This window comes from Chromobacterium amazonense, assembly GCF_001855565.1.
Classification (GTDB): domain Bacteria; phylum Pseudomonadota; class Gammaproteobacteria; order Burkholderiales; family Chromobacteriaceae; genus Chromobacterium; species Chromobacterium amazonense.
In genome coordinates this window covers 26650-44190 of the sequence record NZ_MKCR01000005.1, presented here as the reverse complement: position 1 = coordinate 44190, position 17541 = coordinate 26650, and the positions used below count along the sequence as shown (strand labels likewise).

Here is a 17541-nt window from a genome sequence, read left to right as displayed (position 1 = left end):
CAATATGTTTATCTATATCGTCGGCTGGCGCTGATGCACCAGCACCGTGAGTCGCTGGGCAATGCCGGACAGCGCCATCACCTCATGCGCGGCGCCCAGCGCGATGGCCTCCTTCGGCATGCCAAACACGACGCAGCTGGCTTCGTCCTGCGCGATGTTCCAGGCGCCGGCCTGTTTCATCTCCAACATGCCGTTGGCCCCATCGCGCCCCATGCCGGTCAGGATGATGCCGATAGCGTGCTTGCCCACCAGATTGGCGGCGGAGCGAAACAGCACATCCACCGAGGGCCGGTGCCGATTGACGGCCGGGCCATTGTTCAGCGAAGTGCTATAGCCTATCGTCGGCGCGTTCTTGATCAGCAGATGGGAATGTCCCGGGGCGATGTAAACCGTTCCCGCCTGCAGGCGCTCATTGTCTTCCGCCTCTTTCACCCGCAAGCGGCACAATGAATCCAGACGCTGCGCAAATGACAGGGTGAACATTTCCGGCATATGCTGGGCCACCAGAATAGGCGGCATATTGGCAGGCAAGGCAGTCAGCAGGGTGCGCAAGGCTTCAGTTCCCCCGGTGGAGGAACCAATGACGACGATGGTCTGGCTCGCCAACGGCGTCTTGGTGGGCTGACGCGGCAGGATCACGTCCGCGCTATGGCTGGGAACGATCTCCAACGGCGTCTTGTTCGCTCGCTCGCGCGAAGTCAGGGCCATGATTTTACCTTGCGACATGGTCCGCCTGCGGCGAAACGCCGCCACGGGCTTATTAAAGAGAAAAGGTATTTCCGTCAGCTTAGCAGCAGTTCACGGCCGCAGTCAGCCCTTCGTCCCATTCAATCGGCGCGCGCGGCCATTTGACGCAGCCAGCCATCGCAGGCGGCCTCCAGCAGATCCAACACGGCTTCGAATCCCTGGCTGCCGCCATAATACGGATCCGGCACTTCGCGCTCTCCGCCCAGCGGCTCCAATATCAAATGCAAGCGATCCTGCAGATGGGCCGGACACTGGCGACGCAAGTCCGCCAGATTGCGCTTGTCGGCCGCCAGGATCAGATCAAAGCCGGCGAAGTCGGCGTCGCTCACTTGGCGGGCGCGCAGCGCGGACAAGTCGTACCCGCGTCGCGCCGCCGCCCGCGCGCTGCGCTCATCCGGCGACTCACCCACGTGATAGCCATGGGTGCCGGCGGAGTCTATGCGCACCCTGCCCAACAGGCCAGCCTGCGCCAGCTTGACCCGCATGACGCCCTCCGCCGTAGGCGAGCGGCAGATATTGCCATGGCAGACAAAAAGAATCGAATACTCTACACGCTGATTTTGCATTGATTTAACGAGCCTTTGTGCGCTTTACTGGGCTATGGCGCAATACTGCGCGATGAACAGCTTTTAAACAGGATATCACGGCAAATAAGCCATTTTAAACGCAGCGATTTGCTGAAGATTTTTAATTGCGGGCAACGGCCAGTCTAGGGAAGGTCTGAACAAGTCTCCAATCTTCCCGTAAACTGACTCCCCCTCAGTCAGATCCAGGACGCCAGCATGCGACAGCAGATGACCTTCACCGATCTCGAACTCGCCGCTAAGAAGAAGCGCACCCGCCGCGAAATCTTTCTGACAGAGATGGATCAGGTCATGCCTTGGGCGCAGCTCGAAGCCGTCATCGATCCAGTGTATCCCAAGCCTGGCAACGGTCGCCGCCCCTACCCGTTGTCCGCCATGCTGCGCGTCTACTGCCTGCAGCACTGGTACAGCCTGTCCGATCCCGCCATGGAAGAAAGCCTGTACGAGATCGCCTCCATGCGCCAGTTCGCCGGCCTCTCCCTGGACGCCGTCCCGGACGAAACCACCCTGCTGAACTTCCGCCATCTGCTGGAAAAGCACCAGCTGACCCACGCTCTGTTTACCGCCATCCACCAGCATCTCTGCGACAAAGGGCTGATGTTGAAGCAAGGCACCATCGTCGATGCCACCCTGATCCACGCGCCCAGCTCCACCAAAAACGCTCAGGGCGAGCGCGATCCGGACATGCATCAAACCAAGAAGGGCAATCAGTGGTACTTCGGCATGAAGGCCCATATCGGCGTCGACGCCCAGTCCGGCTTGGTGCATCACGTGGCCGGCACCCCCGCCAATGTGGCGGATGTCACGATGGTCGATCAGTTGTTGCACGGCGAGGAAATCGATGTGTTTGGCGACGCCGGCTTTGCTGGCGTGCACAAGCGAGCCGAACACCAATCGCGAGCGGTGCGTTGGTGGATTGCGATGAGGCCCGGCCAGCGCAAAGCGCTGACCGATTCAGCCGACGACCGGCAGATCCAGCTGGGCGAAATGGTCAAAGCCAAGATTCGGGCCAAAGTGGAGCATCCGTTTCGGGTCATCAAGCAGCAGTTTGGCTACCTGAAAACACGCTACCGCGGTTTGAAGAAGAACACCGCGCAACTGATGACGCTGTTTGGGCTGGCCAACATCTGGCTGGCGCGAAAGGCCTTGCTGGCGGCGAGTTAAAAGGCCGGATGACCGGAAGCACCCGGTCATCCTCATGGCGGGCGATCTGGAATTGGTGGGTGAAATGCAACCGAAGCCCCGCGAGAAATTGCATTTCTGTTTGCGTGGCAGGTTGTTCAGACCTTCCCTAATTAATCGTCGGTCCGCCGAGCACAATCCATCGCGCCGGCCACGCTTAATTGGCTCCCTCAAGCGCTCTTGTCGCCAATAGCTGCAATTCACTGCGCATTTCCAGCACCAGCCGCCACAGGCTTTCCGCCGCCGGCGACAGCGTGCGGTTGCGGCGGCGTATCAGCGCGATGCGGCGACTCTCTCGCGGCAACAACGGCCGCGCCAGCAGATCGCAACCGGTCGGAAACGGCATGGCCAGACCTGGCGACACGCTGACGCCGATGCCGGCCGCCACCATGCGGAACACCGAGTTCGAGTGCCCCAACTGCTGCGCCACCGGGCAATGTAGCCCATGCCGCCGCAGCACTTGATCGATCAAAGGCCGGCTGCCGGAACTGCCATCCAGCAGCACCAGCGTTTCTCCATCGAGCTGGCGCCAGGTGGCGGCGGCTTGAGCGGCCAAGGGATGATCGGGACGGCACACCAGCCAGAAATCGTCCTGCAGAATCACTTCCTGCTCCAGCCCGTCCAATGGCTCCGGCTCTACTACCAAGCCAAAATCCACCGCGCCGTTCTTTACCGCCTCCACATTGAGGCGCTGCACCTGGTCTTGCAGATGCAGGCTCAACTGCGGATAGCGCTGGCGGCTGGCGGCGATGATGGCCGGCATCAGGTTGGCGGACAGCGTGGGACTGCTGGCGACATGGACCGTGCCCATGGCCTGCCCGCCCTCCTTGCGCGCCGCATCCAGCACTTCGTCCAGCGCGTCCAGCGCGCGCGCCAGCTTGGGCAGCAAGCGGCGTCCGGCCTCGGTCAGCACCACTTCGCGCGTGGTGCGGTCCAGCAGGCGCACGGCCAGCGCCTCTTCCAGCTCCCTGACGGCGCGGCTGACCGCAGGCTGTGTCAAACCGAGCTCATCGCCGGCGCGGCTGAAACCGCCCTGTTCCGCAACCTTCCGGAACACTCGCAACTGCCGCAGGGTGAAATTCATAAAGTTTAATTATCAATTGATTATATAAATGCATTTGTATTCTAAATTGAGCTGCGTTTCAATAGTGACATTGCTGTTACACCTTGCGGGACCGACATGTCCAAATTGCTGGATTCTTTCACGCTGGCGCTGATCGCCACTGTCACACTGGCCAGTTTGCTGCCCTGCTCCGGCGAGGCCGCGCAGATTTTCAACCTCATCACCAACCTAGCCATCGGCCTGCTGTTCTTTCTGCACGGCGCCAAGCTGTCGCGGGAAGCGGTGCTGGCCGGCGCCGGACACTGGCGGCTGCACTTGACGGTGCTGGCCTGCACCTTCGTCCTGTTTCCCTTGCTGGGCATGCTGCTCAAGCCGGTGCTGACCCCGCTGGTGACGCCGGAGCTGTATCTGGGCGTGTTGTATCTGTGCATGCTGCCGTCCACCGTGCAATCGTCCATCGCCTTCACCTCGATGGCGCAGGGCAATGTGCCGGCGGCCATCTGCAGCGCCACCGCGTCCAATTTGCTGGGCATCTTCCTCACCCCGCTATTGGTGGGATGGTTGATCGTCGATCACGGCGGCGCCGGTCAAAACATGGGATCGGCGCTGGGCATCGTCTACCAGCTGCTGCTGCCCTTCGTGGCCGGCCAGATCGCGCGCCGCTGGATAGGCGGCTGGGTGGACCAGCACAAGGCCGTGCTGAAGTATGTGGATCAGGGATCGATTCTGATGGTGGTGTACACCGCTTTCAGCGCCGCGGTGATCAGCGGCCTGTGGCGGCAGACGCCGCCGGCGGCGCTGGCGGGACTGCTGGCGGTCAATGGACTGCTGCTGGGGCTGCTGCTGGCGATCACCGCCCTGGCCGGACGCAAGCTGGGCTTCAACCGAGAAGACCGGATCACCATCCTGTTCTGCGGTTCCAAGAAAAGTTTGGCCAGCGGCGTGCCGATGGCCAAGGTGCTGTTCGCCGGCCATGCCATCGGCGCCATCGTGCTGCCGCTGATGCTGTTCCACCAGATCCAGCTAATGGTGTGCGCGATGCTGGCCCAGCGTTACCGCAGCCGACAGATGCGTTCAGCGCGGGCCGAAACCCGCGCCTAGCCATCGCGTCATCCCCGCCTGCGCGGGGATTTTTCATTGCGCCGCGTGCAGCAGCGCTAGATAGCGGTCGATCAACTCCGGACCGTGCTCGGCATCCTGGTGTCCGGCGATGACGGTGTCGACGTCCAGATGCAGGGCCTTGAGCTTCTCCAAGGTTTTGGGATATTCCGCCAAGTCGGCATAGCGCATATTGCCCAACTCCGGCTTGAGGATGCAGTTGCCATAAAGCACTTTTTCTTGCGGAAAATAGACGAAGATGCCGTCCTTGGTATGGGCCGGCCCCAGATAGAATGCGCGCACCCGGTCGTTTTGCAAAGAGAAGTCGCCCGCAAACACCTGATCCGGCAACACCAGCGGCAGGGACGGATAATCGGGAAAACCCTGGCGAGTAAAGGCGACCACCTCATCCCAGCCGGCGCGCATCTCATCCGCCGTCAGCCGAGTGGACACGATGCGCGCGCCTATGCTCTTCCAGTAGGCGTTGCCGCCGGCGCGATCGGTATGGTAGTTGGTATTGATCACCTCCGTGATCGGCTTATCGGTCACGCGGCGGATTTGCCCGGCCAGTTCGCGCGCGGTATCCGGCGTCCAGGTCGCCCCCACCACGGTCACGTGCGCGCTGCCGATGTACACCACCGAATTCTCTCGCGCGTAGTGGCTGTCTTCCGCCACATAAACGCCGCCGCGCACTTGCTTCAACGCCATCTTGCCTTCCGCGGCGCCAGCCGTCGCGGCCCAGACCAAAGCCACAGCCCATGCAGCCAGGCGGCCGCCCATCTTGAATATTTTGTGCATTCCATCATCCATCAGTATTGATAATTAAGCCGCAAACCACCCCGATGCCTGTCAGCGCGAGAACTTGCCGCCTGCTTGACGTTCAAATACCGGATGCCGACGCTGCCATGCCGGCAATAAATTGTTTTAAAAAGAAAAACTGGCAAATGTCCGTGACAGAAATTCTAGGGGCGGCGCCCTGCTTGGTAAACGCCGCCAACCGTAACTTCCGTAACCAAAACCGCGATGACCCCCTCCGACGCCCATCTATCTTTCGAGCTTAGCCCGCCCTATCAAGCCGCAGGCGCACCGGCCCGTTTCCAGTCGCTATGGCTGTTGGTCAGGCTGTATTACGCCACCGTCCATGAAGACGGCCCGCTGCCGGCCGCCGTCTTGCGGCAGCGTTTTCCGACCACGCGTGGATTGCGCATGCTGGTATCGCGCGCCTTCGCCGATTTCGCCCGCTGGGGAGTGGAAGTGGGCTGGGGAGCGCCGGAGCGCGTAGCGGTGGCGCTGCTGAATCCTGCCGGACGCAGCCGCGGCCCGTTCTGGCTGCCGGCCGGCACGCGGCAACGGCTGCGTTTCACGCTGCAAGGGCAAGCGGCCGGACGCGAGGCGCTGGAGCAGTTTCTGGGATTGCACGCCGCCTCGACGGCAGGCGCGGACGACCCGCTGGCCGAGCTGATGCAGGATCTTGATTACTGGAGCCGGCTGACGCAGGCGATCCGGGATGAACGCGATGGCCTGGGCCGGCAGTCGGGTCGCCAGACCGCCGCCGCTTTTCATGCCGCCAGTACGTGCGCGCACAACGATTTCCAGCAGGCGCTGGCCCTGATGAAGGAAAGCCTGGCTTGGCGCCGCAGCGCGCAAATGGACGATAGCCGGGTGGCGCTGAAACGGCTGGGCAGCGCGCTGGCGGGAAGCCGTTTCGCCAATGCCCAACCCACCTTCGCCGCGATGGCGCGCATCGCCGAGGCCTGGGACGGCTATGCGCGCGGCGAAACCGCCGCAGCCGAGGCCAGCCTGGCACAGCTGCATGCGTCTCCCGAACTGCAGCTGGTGTTCCGCTACAACCCACGGGTCCGTTTCGAGTGCCTGAACCTGAGCGCGCTGCTGCACAAGCAGGCGGCGCTGAGCGACAATCAGCCCCAGCGGGCGCAGGCCGCGCTGCAAGCCTTGGCCGGCGCGTTGGAGGCCGCCTACGAAGCCGACTCGATAGACTCCGCCCAGCATGTGGCGGCCAATATCGGCTGGTGCCTGTGGCTGTTCTGGCGGCAGCGGCTGATCGACGGCGAGCGCGCGCTGCCAGCGGAGGCGATGCAACGCCAGGCGATACGCTGGCTAGGCTTGTCGGAATGGATTTGCGACCGTTTTGGCGGCGGCAATGGCTCGGCCTGGAACACCATTTTTCTGCTGCGCGTGGCCCGCGGCAATTGCGCTGGCGCCATCCGCCCCTCGCTGGCGGCATTCCAGTCCAACCGCCCTTTTCCGCCTTCCCAGCTAGGCAAGGCGCTGAAGCTCAGTCCTTGTCCATTCTCTCCGGCCAAGGGCTATGCCAGCTGGTCGGCCTTGGCGGAATTGACGCTGGAGGAACACGATCAGGGCCGGCTGCCGCTGGCGCCGCTGCAACTGGCGAATCTTTTGCTGGAAACGCTGTGGTTCCAGGCGCAGGAACAGGGGCTGAGCCGCGCCGCCTGCGGCAACGCGGCTCGGCTGCTGGCCTTGCTGCCAGAGCTGCGCCGCAATGAGCGCAGTTTCTTCCGCGCGGAGCTGGACACCCTGCCGCAGGAGTTGCTGGAGACGAGTTAAAACAATACCCCGCGCCATACTGGACGCGGGGTAGCCGTTTTCAGCGGCCAAACATTTATAGATCGCTGAGCCAGGCTTTTTCCTTCAGTGCCTTCAATTCGTCGCGGATGCGCGCGGCCTTTTCGAACTCCAGATTGCGCGCCGCCTCCAGCATCTCTTTCTCCAGCCGCTTGATCTCCTTGGCCAGCGTCTTCTCGTCCATCATCGCCACCTTGGCCTCGTCCACCAACTTCTTGCGTTCGGCCTCCACGCTGTAGACGCCGTCGATGATGTCCTTGACCTTCTTCTCCACACCCTTGGGCGTGATGCCATGCTCGGCGTTGAACGCCAGCTGCTTGGCGCGGCGGCGCTCAGTCTCGTCCATCGCTTTCTTCATGGAGTCGGTGATGCGGTCGGCGTACAGCAGCGCCTTGCCGTGCAGGTTCCGCGCCGCGCGGCCTATGGTCTGGATCAGGCTGCGCTCGCTGCGCAGGAAGCCTTCCTTGTCGGCGTCCAGAATGGCCACCAGGCTCACTTCCGGGATGTCCAGTCCTTCGCGCAGCAAGTTGATGCCGATCAGCACGTCGAACATGCCGAGCCGCAAATCGCGGATGATTTCCACCCGTTCCACGGTGTCGATGTCGCTGTGCAGATAGCGCACCTTGATGCCATGCTCGGTGTAGTAATCGGCCAATTGCTCGGCCATGCGCTTGGTCAGCGTAGTGACCAGCACTCGCTCGCCGCGCGCCATCCGCTCCCGGATCTCGGACAGCAGATCGTCGACCTGGGTCGCCACCGGACGGATCTCGATCTCCGGATCCACCAGGCCAGTCGGCCGCACCACTTGCTCCACCACCTGGCCGGCATGCTCCTTCTCGTACACCGCCGGCGTGGCGGAGACGAAGATGGTCTGCGGCATCAGTTTCTCGAACTCATGGAACTTCAGCGGCCGGTTGTCCGCGGCCGAGGGCAGGCGGAAGCCGTATTCCACCAGATTGGCCTTGCGCGCGGCGTCGCCCTTGTACATCGCCCCCACCTGCGGCACGGTGACGTGGCTTTCGTCGATGAACATCAGCGCGTTCTTGGGCAGATAGTCGATCAGCGTCGGCGGCGGATCGCCGGGGCCGCGGCCGGAGAAGTGGCGCGAATAGTTTTCGATGCCCTTGCAAAAGCCCATCTCGTACAGCATTTCTAGGTCGAAACGGGTGCGCTGTTCGATGCGCTGCGCCTCCACCAGCTTGCCCTCTCTCTGATACCACTCGATGCGGTGGCGCAGCTCCTCCTTGATCTGCTCACAGGCGCGCAGCACGGTGTCGCGCGGCGTCACGTAGTGGCTGGACGGAAACACCGTGAAGCGGCCGACGCGCTGCTTGGTGACGCCGGTCAAGGGATCGAACAGCGTCAGCGTTTCCACCTCGTCGTCGAACAGGCTGACGCGCAGGGCGGTGTCGCTGCTTTCCGCCGGATAGATGTCGATCACGTCGCCGCGCACGCGGAAGGTGCCGCGGCCGAAATCCAGATCGTTGCGGCTGTACTGCATGGTGGTCAGCCGGCTGATGATGTCGCGCTGCGGCGTGGTCTCGCCTTCCTTCAGGTGCAGGATCATCTGATGGTAGTCGGACGGATCGCCGATACCGTAGATCGCCGACACCGTCGCCACGATGATGCAGTCGGGACGTTCCAGTATCGACTTGGTGGCCGACAAGCGCATCTGCTCGATGTGCTCGTTGATGCTGGAGTCTTTCTCGATGAACAGGTCCCGGCTGGGCACGTAGGCTTCCGGCTGGTAGTAGTCGTAATAGGAGACGAAATACTCCACCGCGTTGTGCGGGAAGAACTCGCGCATCTCGCTGTACAACTGCGCCGCCAGCGTCTTGTTGTGCGCCATGATGATGGCCGGCCGCCCGGTTTGGGCGATGACGTTGGCCATGGTGTACGTCTTGCCGGAACCGGTCACCCCCAGCAGGGTCTGGTAGGACAGGCCGTCGGACAAGCCCTCCACCAGTTGAGCGATGGCGGCGGGCTGGTCGCCGGCCGGCGCAAACGGCTGGTTCAGTTGAAATGGACTGTCGGGAAAGGTTAGCAGCATGGCAAGAGGGGCGGATCGGGTGGCGAAGCCGATGATTTTACGCTTGTCCGGAGCGGTTCACACCTCCTGCCGAAGAAGACCGGCAACGCCCTGGCCGGAACACACTGCGGAATTGCTTTTTTGCCCTACACAGCACGACAACATTGTTTAAAATGCAGACAGGACCCTGCGGGCAGCCCGCTTGCAAGATGCCGTCATCTTGGCGACATTTGGCAACCAATGCCCTCGGGATATCGTCCTGTTTCCTCCAAAATAAGCTCACATAAGCGGAGTGACGCATGATCAAGAAAATCGCAAGTCTGCTGGTATCGGCGGCTCTGGCCATGCCGGTAATGGCGGCTCCGCCGCACGGCGTGATGGTAGCCAGCGAGATGTCCGGCTACAGCGCCCCCCGGCTCAATTCCCGTTCGGTGCTGGTCATCAACGGCAGCACAGGTGAAACCCTTTACGAAAAGAACACTCATCAAAGGATGCCGATCGCGTCGATCAGCAAGCTGATGACGGCGATGGTGCTGCTCGATTCCGGGGCGCCGCTGGACGAGCAGGTGACGGTATCCAATGCGGAGATAGACCGCGTCAAGCACACCACCTCGCGCCTGGCCGTCGGCACCACGCTCAGCCGCAAGGAAATGCTGCTGTTAGCGCTGATGTCGTCGGAAAACCGCGCCGCCGCCACGCTGGCGCGCACCACCTTCCCCGGCGGCACCGCCGCCTTCGTGGAGCGGATGAACCTCAAGGCGCGCAGCCTGGGCATGACCGAAACCATCTTCCACGACCCGACCGGCCTCGACGTGCGCAACACCTCCACCGCCGCCGACCTGGCCAAGATGGTCAAAGCCGCCGACGACTACCCGCTGATCCGCGAATTCACCACCACCGAGCAACACCAGATCGTTTCGGCGCGCAACCGCGTGCTGCAGTACAAGAACAGCAATGCCCTGGTGCGCGAAGGCGACTGGGACATCGCGGTGCAAAAGACCGGCTACATCCAGGAAGCCGGCCGCTGCATGGTGCTGCAGGCCACCGTCGGTTCTCAGCCGCTGATCATCGTGCTGCTCGATGCCGGCGCCAGCTCCGCGCGGGTGCACGACGCCAAGAACATCAAAACCTGGCTGGAGGCCCACCCGGGCAGCTGGCTGGCTGGTTAAGCACAAAGCCATACCAGGGCCGCGCATTCCGCATGGAGTGCGCGGCTTTTTTCATGCCATACTGCTCAACTGACTAGGGAGCCCGCCTTGAACATCCGCATCACCACCGCCCGGCCGCAGGATTCGGCCGACATCCATCGTTTCATCACCGAACTGGCCATCTACGAGCGCGCCGAGCGCGAAATGGTGGCCAGCGTCGCCGACATCGAGGCCTCGCTGTTCGGTCCTAAAGCCAAGGCCCAAGCGCTGATGTGTCATGTTGACGGCGTACTAGCAGGCTTCGCCGTGTACTTCTTCAGCTATTCCACTTGGCTGGGCAAGAACGGACTGTATCTGGAAGACCTGTACATCACGCCGGAAATGCGAGGCGCAGGCGCAGGCAAAGCGCTATTGAAATACCTGGCGCAATTGGCTTGCGAACACGATTGCGGACGCTTCGAATGGAGCGTGCTGGACTGGAACCAGCCGGCGATAGACTTCTACCAGTCCATAGGCGCCAAGCCGCAGGCCGAATGGATACGCTACCGGCTGGCCGGAGACGATTTGCGACGCTTCGCTCACGGCGAAGAAACGATAACTGCCTGATCAAGGGCGTGCCCACGCCTATGATCCGACTTGTCCGCCCCCACCTCAGGAGAATCGATATGCGCCATACCTTGCTGATCGCCAGCCTGCTCGCGCTGCCGCTGGCCGCCCAGGCCGATGGTTTCAAACTGAGCAGCGCCAGCATAGCCGACGGCAAGCCGCTGAGCCTGCGCCAGGTCTATAAAGGATTCGGCTGCGAAGGCGGCAACGTCTCGCCGCAGCTGTCGTGGAGCGGCGCGCCGGCCGGGACCAAGAGCTTCGCCATCACGGCCTATGACCCGGACGCGCCCACCGGCAGCGGATGGTGGCACTGGACCGTGGTGAATCTGCCGGCCAACACCCATGCGCTGGCAGAGGGCGCCGGCAGCGCGGGCGGCGCATTGCCGGAAGGCGCGGTGCAAGGCCGCACCGACTATGGCGAATCGCGCTTCGGCGGCGCCTGCCCGCCGGTTGGCGACAAGCCCCACCGCTACCAATTCACCGTCTGGGCGCTCAAGGTGGACAAGCTGCCGGTGGACGCCAACGCCAGCGGCGCGCTGGTAGGCTTCATGCTGAACGCCAACGCGCTGGGCAAGGCCAGCCTCACCGCCACTTACGGCCGCTGATCCAACCGCGCGGGGGCATTTGCGCCCCCGCCGCCATCAGGCCGCCGCATGCTCCAATCGCAACAGACGCGCCTCGTCTATGCCCACGCCTATCTCGCCTCCGACGAATAGCGAATCCTGCCAGCTCGCGGCCTCGCGCCCGGACAGGCTCAGCAGCAGCTCCCCCGCCTGGGCAGCCACCTTGACGCGCGCGCCGTCCGGCAGCCAGGTCAGCTCGACGACGCGCGCCGGCGGCTGATCGGTCCCTAATAGAATGGCCTGGGGCGGGACCACGGCATCGGCCAGCACATTTTCGTAGCCGATGAAACGAGCCAACCAAGCGTGATTTGGCGCGGTCAGCAAGCGCTGCGGCGTATCGCATTGCAGCAGCCGGCCATCTTTCAACACCGCCACCCGATCCGCCAACGCAAAGGCTTCGTCGCGATCATGCGTGACAATGATCACCGGCACGCCGGCCTCGCGCAGCAGGCTGCGGAATTCGCGCTGCAGCTGCCGCCGCAGATCCGCGTCCAGGCTGGAGAACGGTTCGTCCAGCAACAATAGCCGCGGCTGCGTCGCCAGCGCCCGCGCCAGCGCCACCCGCTGCTGCTCGCCGCCGGACAGGGTCCACACCTTGCGCTTGGCATGATCAGCCAAGCCCACCCGCGCCAGCATGGCCTGCGCCTGACGGGCGGCCTCGCGCTTCGCCACGCCCTGCTCGATCAGGCCGAACATCACATTGCCCAGCGCATCCAGGTGCGGAAACAGGGCGAAGTCCTGGAACATCAGGGCGAAACCGCGCCGCTCCGGCGGCAAGGCGGCCAGATCCACTCCGTCAAAGCGCAGCTCGCCACTATCCGGCCGCTCCAGCCCGGCGATCATCTTCAGCAAGGTGCTTTTGCCGCAGCCGGACGGGCCCAGCAAGGCCAGGGTTTCACCGGCGGCTACCGTCAGCGACACCTCGTCTGCCACTACGCGCGCGCCAAATCGTTTATTCAGGTTTCGCAGCGTCAGCACGGCTGTTCTCCCAATGGCCGGCGCCGCCGGCGGTTTCGATGATCCAGAAAGCGATGACCGCCAGCAGCATCAACAGGCAGGCCAGCTGCATCGCCGCGTCGGCGTTGGCCTGTCCCGGCCGCCCCAGCCGCTGGTAGATCAGGGTGGTCAGCGTCAGCCACTCCGGCCGCGACAAAAACAAGGTGACGGCGAACTCGCCCACCGCGGTGGCGGCGGCAAAAGCCAGGCCGCGCCGCAGCGCCGGCTGCAGCAGCGGCCATTGCACGCGGCGGAACACGCGCCATGGGCTGGCGCCCAGGCTGCGCGCGGCTGCGCGCCAATGCGGCGGCTGTCCGTCCAGCGCGGTCAGCAGCGCCTTGGCCACAAAGGGATAGGCCAGCAAGGCATAAGCCGCCAGCAGCAAAGCCAGCGCGGCGGTCCATTGCGGATACAGCAGCAACAGGCCAAAGGCCACGCACACCGGCGAGATGACAAACGGCAGGAAAATCAGCGCTCGCAGCGGCAGGCTGCGGCCGCAGGCCCAGGCATGTGCCAGCCCCAGCGCGCCCGCGGCCAGCACGGTCAGGCCGGTGAAGCGGGCGCTGTTCCACAGCGCCAGCCGGGCATCGTCGTCCCATAGCGCCAGCCAGCCGGACGCGGCGGCCAGTCCGCGCCACAGCACGGCCAGGAGCGGCAGGCCGGCAAACAATAGCAAAGCCGCCAGCGCGGCAGACAGCGCCAGCTTTTCCCTCAGTTTGGATACCGGCTTCAACGGCAGCGGCTCGACCTTGGCCGCCGTCGCCAGCCTCCGCGCCAGCCAGGCGTACAGCGCGGCGATGCCGCCGCACACCGCCAACACCAGCAAAGCCAGCGCGCCGGCGTCGGCCAGGTTCAGCTCGTAGGCCACCAGGGTGTAGATTTCCACTTCCAGAGTGGCGTAACGCTGGCCGCCCAGGATCAGCGCCAGCCCGAAGCCGGAGAAGCAATACAGGAAGACCAGGCACAGGCTGGACAACAGCCAGGGCAAGGCCGCCGGCCATTCCACCCGCCAGAACGCACGCCACGGCGTGGCGCCCAGCGTGCGCGCGGCGGCCAGCCGGCTGGCCGGCACCTGGGAGAAGCCATCGCAGCCGGCGCGCACCACCAGCGGCAGATTGAAGAACAGATTGCCGTACAACAGCAGCCACGGCGTGTCCTGCAGATTGACGCCGAACAGTCCCTGTGGACCGAACAGCGCCAGCACGCCCATCGCCGCCACCAGCGTCGGCATCACGAAGGGCAGCATCAACAAGCGCAGCAGCAGGCCGCGGCCGGCAAAACGATAGCGCGCCAACAGCCAGGCCAGCGGCGCGCCCAGCAGCAGGCACAACAAGGCGCTGGCGGCCGCCTGGCTCAGCGACCACAACAGGCGCCAGCGCAGATACGGATCGCTCAGCAGGCCGGGGCTGAACTGCAGGCCGCCCTCGGCCAGCAACCGAAGCAGCGGCAAAATCGCCAGCAGGAATAGAAACAACAGGGGCAGGCCGGCGAGCGCCAGCCTGGGTACATCGAAACGCTTCAAACAAGCACTCCAGACAACGGCCAATCCGCCGTCAATACATCCTCGCAACCATCTTCGTCGCGCACCTGGCCCACCTTGGCGAAGCCCAGTTGCACCGCCAAGGCGTGCGACGGGAGATTGCCCGGCTCGATCGACAACACCAGCCGCGCCACGCCGCCCTGCTCCACCGCCCAACCGGCCATCGCCAGCAGCGCCTCGCGGGCATAACCCTGGCGGCGGAAGGCCGGGTACACCGCGTAGCCCAGCTCCACGTCGCCATAGCCGTTCAGGTACGGATGGCCGGGCATGGTGTGGAAATTGATGTGGCCGACCATGGCCAGATCGTCGCGACGCAGCATCGCGCGCACCGACCACGGCGCGTAAGCCGGGTCTTCCGCCATGTCCTGCAGCCGCATCGCCATCAGCGGCCGCTCCGCCAGCCAGTCGGCGGGGAGCGAGCAACCCAGCTGCACGGCCGCGGCGCTTGGGTCGCCGTACAGGCAAGTCTGCAAAAAGTCTGCATCCAGGTGGCGCAAGATCAGGCGGGGACTGATGATGTCAGCGATCATCCTGTTTCTCCAGATTGTCATGATCGAATCATGGCAGAAACCGGCCGCTTCAGGCATCAATTACCAGACTTCAACACCACCCGCGTCCAGCGGCTGACCCAGCCGCGCTGCTTGGCGGCCAGCGTGGCGCTGTCGGGGGTGTCATGCGCGGTGGGCTGCTCGGCATGCTTGAACACTGGGTCCAGCGCGATATTGTCCATCGCCGGGTACATCCACATTTGCGTCGGGATGGCCTTTTGCACCGCGTCCGAGCGCAGGAAGGCGATGAACTGTTGCGCCAGCTTTGGCTCCTTCCCGCCCTTGACCATCGCCGCGCCTTCCACTTGGCGGAACACCGTACCCGGCAACAGCAGGTTGCCCGTCGGGGCATCCGTCAGCTTTTCCTTGCTGTAGAACACTTCGGCCGCCGGGCTGGTGGCGTAGCTGACCACGATGGGCCGGCCGCCGCCGTTCTTGGAGAAGTCGGTGTAATACGCTTCGGTCCAGCCCTTGCTGACCTTCAGGCCGTTGTCGCGCAGCTTGCCCCACAGCGCGAACGCCTTGTCTTCGCCCAGCGAGTGGATGGTGGCGGCCAGAAAAGCCAGGCCCGGACTGGACGTGGCCGGATTTTCCACCACCAGCAGGTTTTTGTAGGCCGGCAGCGTCAGGTCGTTCAGGGACTTAGGCAAGGGCAGCTTGTTCTTGGCGAACCAGGCCTTGTCGTAGTTCAAGGTGACATAGCCGTAGTCGATGGCGGCTGCGCCCGGCAGGCTAACCTTGCCGCCGCGAGCCAGATCGGCCGGCAGCGGCGCCAGCGCGCCGGCTTGCTCGGCCTTGCCGATCAGGCTGTTGTCGATGCCGAACACCACATCGGCAATCGGCGCCGACTTGGTCAGAATCAGCTTGTTGACCATCTCGCCGGCATCGCCGGCCTTGATGATGGACACCTTGGCGCCGGTCTGCTTTTCAAAGGCAGCCAGCAGCGGCTTGTCCACGGTAAACGAGCTATGCGCCAGCACGCGCAACTCGGCGGCTTGGACGGAAAGTCCGGACAGGCTCAGGGCAAGGACAACAAGCTTGGGAAACCACTTCATGAAATTCTCCGTACAGAAACGACGGAGCAAGCGGGCATGCGGGAGACTTCCCGCGCATCACGCTCCCTCCGCTGGCATGACCCAGATCAGGTTCTCAGGGTGTCTCTCAGCCCGCATGGCGGGCACCCCCGGTGATAGAGCCACAGTATAACGGAGAATACGGCAAACAACTTAACACTCTGCCCCATTCTCTTAATACCGCAGCGAAGAGTAGCCACTATGCTGACATCGCTCGCTCAAGAATCCACCCGCAAAGGGGGAAGACAACCATGAAACGCATCCTGCTGGCCGCCGCCCTGTGCGGCCTGCCCTTGTGCGCCCTGGCCGACATCGGCATAGACGGCGCGCGCCACCTGCTGCTGCGCACCGGCTTCGGCGCCAATCCGGCGCAAATCGCCGTTTTCGCGCCGCTGAGCCGCGAGGCGGCGGTGGACAAGATTTTGGCCGGCGTCCGCACCCAGGCCGTCACGCCGCCGCCGGGATGGGCCAATGAGCCGTTCGAACGCCCCGGCCAGCCCGGCCTGACCGAGGATCAGAAAAAAGCGCTGCAGCAGGAGCGCAACCAGCATGCGGTGGAGCTGCGCAGCTGGTGGCTGACCGAAATGCGCAACACGCCGTCGCCATTGACCGAGAAAATGACTCTGTTCTGGCACAATCATTTCGTGTCGGCGCTGGACAAGGTGCGCTCGCCGCAAATGATGTACCAGCAGAACCTGCTGCTGCGCCACTACGCGCTGGGCGACTTCGGCCAGCTCCTGCACGCGGTGGCGCGTGATCCGGCGATGATGCGTTATCTGGACACCGCCAATAACCGCAAGGAGCAGCCGAACGAGAACTTCGCGCGCGAAGTGATGGAGCTGTTCACGCTTGGCGAGGGCCACTATACGGAGCAGGATATCCGCGAAGCGGCGCGCGCCTTCACCGGCTGGGGCCTGGACCGCGACGATCAGTTCATCGTCCGTCCGCGGCTGCGCGACACCGGCGACAAGCTCATCTTCGGCCAGCGCGGCAATTTCGACGGCGACGACGTGGTCGATCTATTGCTGCAGCAGCCGCAAACCTCGGTCTTCATCACCAACAAGCTGTGGCGCAACTTCGTCTCGCCCACGCCGGATGCCGCCACAGTCAACAAGCTGGCCGCCGACTTCCGCCGCAATCATTATCAGTTGAAGCCCTTGCTGCGCGCGCTGCTGCTGACGCCGCAGTTCTGGCGCAGCCAGGGCCAACTGGTGAAATCGCCGGTGGAGCTGACGGTCGGCACGCTGGTGACGTTCGACCTGACGCCGCCGGACTGGCGGGTGATCGCCGGGCTGAACCGCCAACTGGGCCAGGACGTGTTCGCGCCGCCCAATGTCAAAGGCTGGCCCGGCGGCGAAGCCTGGATCAACAGCGCCACCCTGCTGACCCGCAAGCAGTTTCTGGACCGTATCACCCACGACGCCGCCCCGGCCCGCGACGCCTTCGCCCAAGCGGACGGCAGCATGAACGAGATGGCGGGCCGCGAAGCGAGGATCAACCGCTTCGTCGCCAAGGGCGTGGCGTCGATGAAGCTGCAGCCGGACGAATGGGCTGCCATCTATGACGTGAAGAGCGCGTCCGACGCGGCGCGGATGCTGCTGGCGGTGCCGCCGGCCAATCCCTTGCCGCAGGGAGAAAGCGGCGCCAAGGCCATCGCCCAGTTGCTGATGGACCCGTCCTACCAGGTGGAATGAGGAGCC

Annotated in this window: 16 protein-coding genes and 1 riboswitch; of the genes, 7 read left to right on the top strand and 9 right to left on the bottom strand. The window is 63.8% G+C overall.

Annotation, left to right across the window (positions count from 1 at the left end; genetic code table 11):
• Positions 1-12: 12 nt before the first annotated feature.
• Both BI343_RS04405 and BI343_RS04400 read right to left on the bottom strand, forming a co-directional pair.
• Positions 13-708, bottom strand: coding sequence for a chemotaxis protein CheB (locus BI343_RS04405; protein ID WP_043628535.1), 696 nt, complete (start codon positions 706-708; stop codon positions 13-15).
• Positions 709-827: 119 nt separating this feature from the next.
• Positions 828-1313 (bottom strand): low molecular weight protein-tyrosine-phosphatase, encoded by a 486-nt coding sequence (locus BI343_RS04400; protein WP_083340796.1) that lies wholly within the window; start codon positions 1311-1313, stop codon positions 828-830.
• Positions 1314-1529: 216 nt separating this feature from the next.
• Between BI343_RS04400 and BI343_RS04395 the strand changes: the two genes are divergently transcribed.
• Positions 1530-2495, top strand: coding sequence for an IS5 family transposase (locus tag BI343_RS04395; RefSeq protein WP_083340712.1), 966 nt, complete (start codon positions 1530-1532; stop codon positions 2493-2495).
• Positions 2496-2670: 175 nt separating this feature from the next.
• On the opposite strand, the gene BI343_RS04390 is transcribed toward BI343_RS04395, so the two are convergent.
• Positions 2671-3597 (bottom strand): LysR family transcriptional regulator, encoded by a 927-nt coding sequence (locus BI343_RS04390; protein WP_071108806.1) that lies wholly within the window; start codon positions 3595-3597, stop codon positions 2671-2673.
• Positions 3598-3693: 96 nt separating this feature from the next.
• On the opposite strand from BI343_RS04390, the gene BI343_RS04385 reads away from it, so the two are divergent.
• On the top strand, positions 3694-4677 hold the full coding sequence (locus tag BI343_RS04385) for a bile acid:sodium symporter family protein (protein ID WP_071108805.1): 984 nt from the start codon (positions 3694-3696) through the stop codon (positions 4675-4677).
• A 33-nt stretch (positions 4678-4710) separates the two neighbouring features.
• Here BI343_RS04385 and bla read toward each other — a convergent pair whose 3' ends face one another.
• Positions 4711-5472 (bottom strand): subclass B2 metallo-beta-lactamase, encoded by a 762-nt coding sequence (gene bla / locus BI343_RS04380; protein WP_244886564.1) that lies wholly within the window; start codon positions 5470-5472, stop codon positions 4711-4713.
• A 225-nt stretch (positions 5473-5697) separates the two neighbouring features.
• Between bla and BI343_RS04375 the strand changes: the two genes are divergently transcribed.
• Positions 5698-7260, top strand: coding sequence for a hypothetical protein (locus tag BI343_RS04375; RefSeq protein ID WP_071108804.1), 1563 nt, complete (start codon positions 5698-5700; stop codon positions 7258-7260).
• 55 nt (positions 7261-7315) lie between these two features.
• Here the strand turns inward: BI343_RS04375 and uvrB are convergent, their stop codons facing one another.
• The gene (uvrB, locus tag BI343_RS04370; protein ID WP_071108803.1) at positions 7316-9328 is read right to left on the bottom strand and encodes an excinuclease ABC subunit UvrB; all 2013 of its coding nucleotides are present in this window, start codon (positions 9326-9328) and stop codon (positions 7316-7318) included.
• A gap of 278 nt (positions 9329-9606) precedes the next feature.
• Between uvrB and BI343_RS04365 the strand changes: the two genes are divergently transcribed.
• From BI343_RS04365 to BI343_RS04355, 3 genes are all read left to right on the top strand, one after another.
• Positions 9607-10476, top strand: coding sequence for a serine hydrolase (locus BI343_RS04365; RefSeq protein ID WP_071108802.1), 870 nt, complete (start codon positions 9607-9609; stop codon positions 10474-10476).
• 87 nt (positions 10477-10563) lie between these two features.
• Positions 10564-11061 (top strand): GNAT family N-acetyltransferase, encoded by a 498-nt coding sequence (locus BI343_RS04360; protein WP_071108801.1) that lies wholly within the window; start codon positions 10564-10566, stop codon positions 11059-11061.
• Positions 11062-11120: 59 nt separating this feature from the next.
• Positions 11121-11666, top strand: coding sequence for a kinase inhibitor (locus BI343_RS04355; RefSeq protein WP_071108800.1), 546 nt, complete (start codon positions 11121-11123; stop codon positions 11664-11666).
• Positions 11667-11702: 36 nt separating this feature from the next.
• On the opposite strand, the gene BI343_RS04350 is transcribed toward BI343_RS04355, so the two are convergent.
• Genes BI343_RS04350 through BI343_RS04335 form a run of 4 tightly spaced genes read right to left on the bottom strand, consistent with a single transcriptional unit; the run spans position 11703 to position 15823 of the window.
• Positions 11703-12662 carry an ABC transporter ATP-binding protein gene (locus tag BI343_RS04350; protein WP_071108840.1) on the bottom strand — a complete coding sequence of 320 codons (960 nt, stop codon included), beginning with the start codon at positions 12660-12662 and terminating at the stop codon, positions 11703-11705.
• A complete protein-coding gene (locus BI343_RS04345; protein WP_422614099.1) occupies positions 12637-14238 on the bottom strand; it encodes an ABC transporter permease in 1602 nt (533 codons plus the stop codon). Before BI343_RS04345 ends, BI343_RS04350 begins: the two co-directional genes overlap by 26 nt.
• Positions 14199-14750 (bottom strand): GNAT family N-acetyltransferase, encoded by a 552-nt coding sequence (locus BI343_RS04340; RefSeq protein ID WP_083340794.1) that lies wholly within the window; start codon positions 14748-14750, stop codon positions 14199-14201. The genes BI343_RS04345 and BI343_RS04340 overlap by 40 nt, the downstream gene beginning before the upstream one ends.
• Positions 14751-14806: 56 nt before the next feature.
• Positions 14807-15823: a thiamine ABC transporter substrate-binding protein gene (locus tag BI343_RS04335; RefSeq protein WP_071108798.1), complete on the bottom strand. Its 1017-nt coding sequence runs from the start codon at positions 15821-15823 to the stop codon at positions 14807-14809.
• Between the two features lie 45 nt (positions 15824-15868).
• Positions 15869-15963, bottom strand: a riboswitch (TPP riboswitch).
• A gap of 129 nt (positions 15964-16092) precedes the next feature.
• On the opposite strand from BI343_RS04335, the gene BI343_RS04330 reads away from it, so the two are divergent.
• Positions 16093-17535, top strand: coding sequence for a DUF1800 domain-containing protein (locus BI343_RS04330; RefSeq protein ID WP_244886563.1), 1443 nt, complete (start codon positions 16093-16095; stop codon positions 17533-17535).
• The last annotated feature ends 6 nt before the right edge of the window (positions 17536-17541 follow it).

Coding starts and splice junctions, on each gene's coding strand:
- BI343_RS04405 (WP_043628535.1), bottom strand. CDS start 708: ATGGCCCTGACTTCGCGCGAGCGAGCGAACAAGACGCCGTTGGAGATC.
- BI343_RS04400 (WP_083340796.1), bottom strand. CDS start 1,313: ATGCAAAATCAGCGTGTAGAGTATTCGATTCTTTTTGTCTGCCATGGC.
- BI343_RS04395 (WP_083340712.1), top strand. CDS start 1,530: ATGCGACAGCAGATGACCTTCACCGATCTCGAACTCGCCGCTAAGAAG.
- BI343_RS04390 (WP_071108806.1), bottom strand. CDS start 3,597: ATGAATTTCACCCTGCGGCAGTTGCGAGTGTTCCGGAAGGTTGCGGAA.
- BI343_RS04385 (WP_071108805.1), top strand. CDS start 3,694: ATGTCCAAATTGCTGGATTCTTTCACGCTGGCGCTGATCGCCACTGTC.
- bla (WP_244886564.1), bottom strand. CDS start 5,472: ATGCACAAAATATTCAAGATGGGCGGCCGCCTGGCTGCATGGGCTGTG.
- BI343_RS04375 (WP_071108804.1), top strand. CDS start 5,698: ATGACCCCCTCCGACGCCCATCTATCTTTCGAGCTTAGCCCGCCCTAT.
- uvrB (WP_071108803.1), bottom strand. CDS start 9,328: ATGCTGCTAACCTTTCCCGACAGTCCATTTCAACTGAACCAGCCGTTT.
- BI343_RS04365 (WP_071108802.1), top strand. CDS start 9,607: ATGATCAAGAAAATCGCAAGTCTGCTGGTATCGGCGGCTCTGGCCATG.
- BI343_RS04355 (WP_071108800.1), top strand. CDS start 11,121: ATGCGCCATACCTTGCTGATCGCCAGCCTGCTCGCGCTGCCGCTGGCC.
- BI343_RS04340 (WP_083340794.1), bottom strand. CDS start 14,750: ATGATCGCTGACATCATCAGTCCCCGCCTGATCTTGCGCCACCTGGAT.
- BI343_RS04335 (WP_071108798.1), bottom strand. CDS start 15,823: ATGAAGTGGTTTCCCAAGCTTGTTGTCCTTGCCCTGAGCCTGTCCGGA.
- BI343_RS04330 (WP_244886563.1), top strand. CDS start 16,093: ATGAAACGCATCCTGCTGGCCGCCGCCCTGTGCGGCCTGCCCTTGTGC.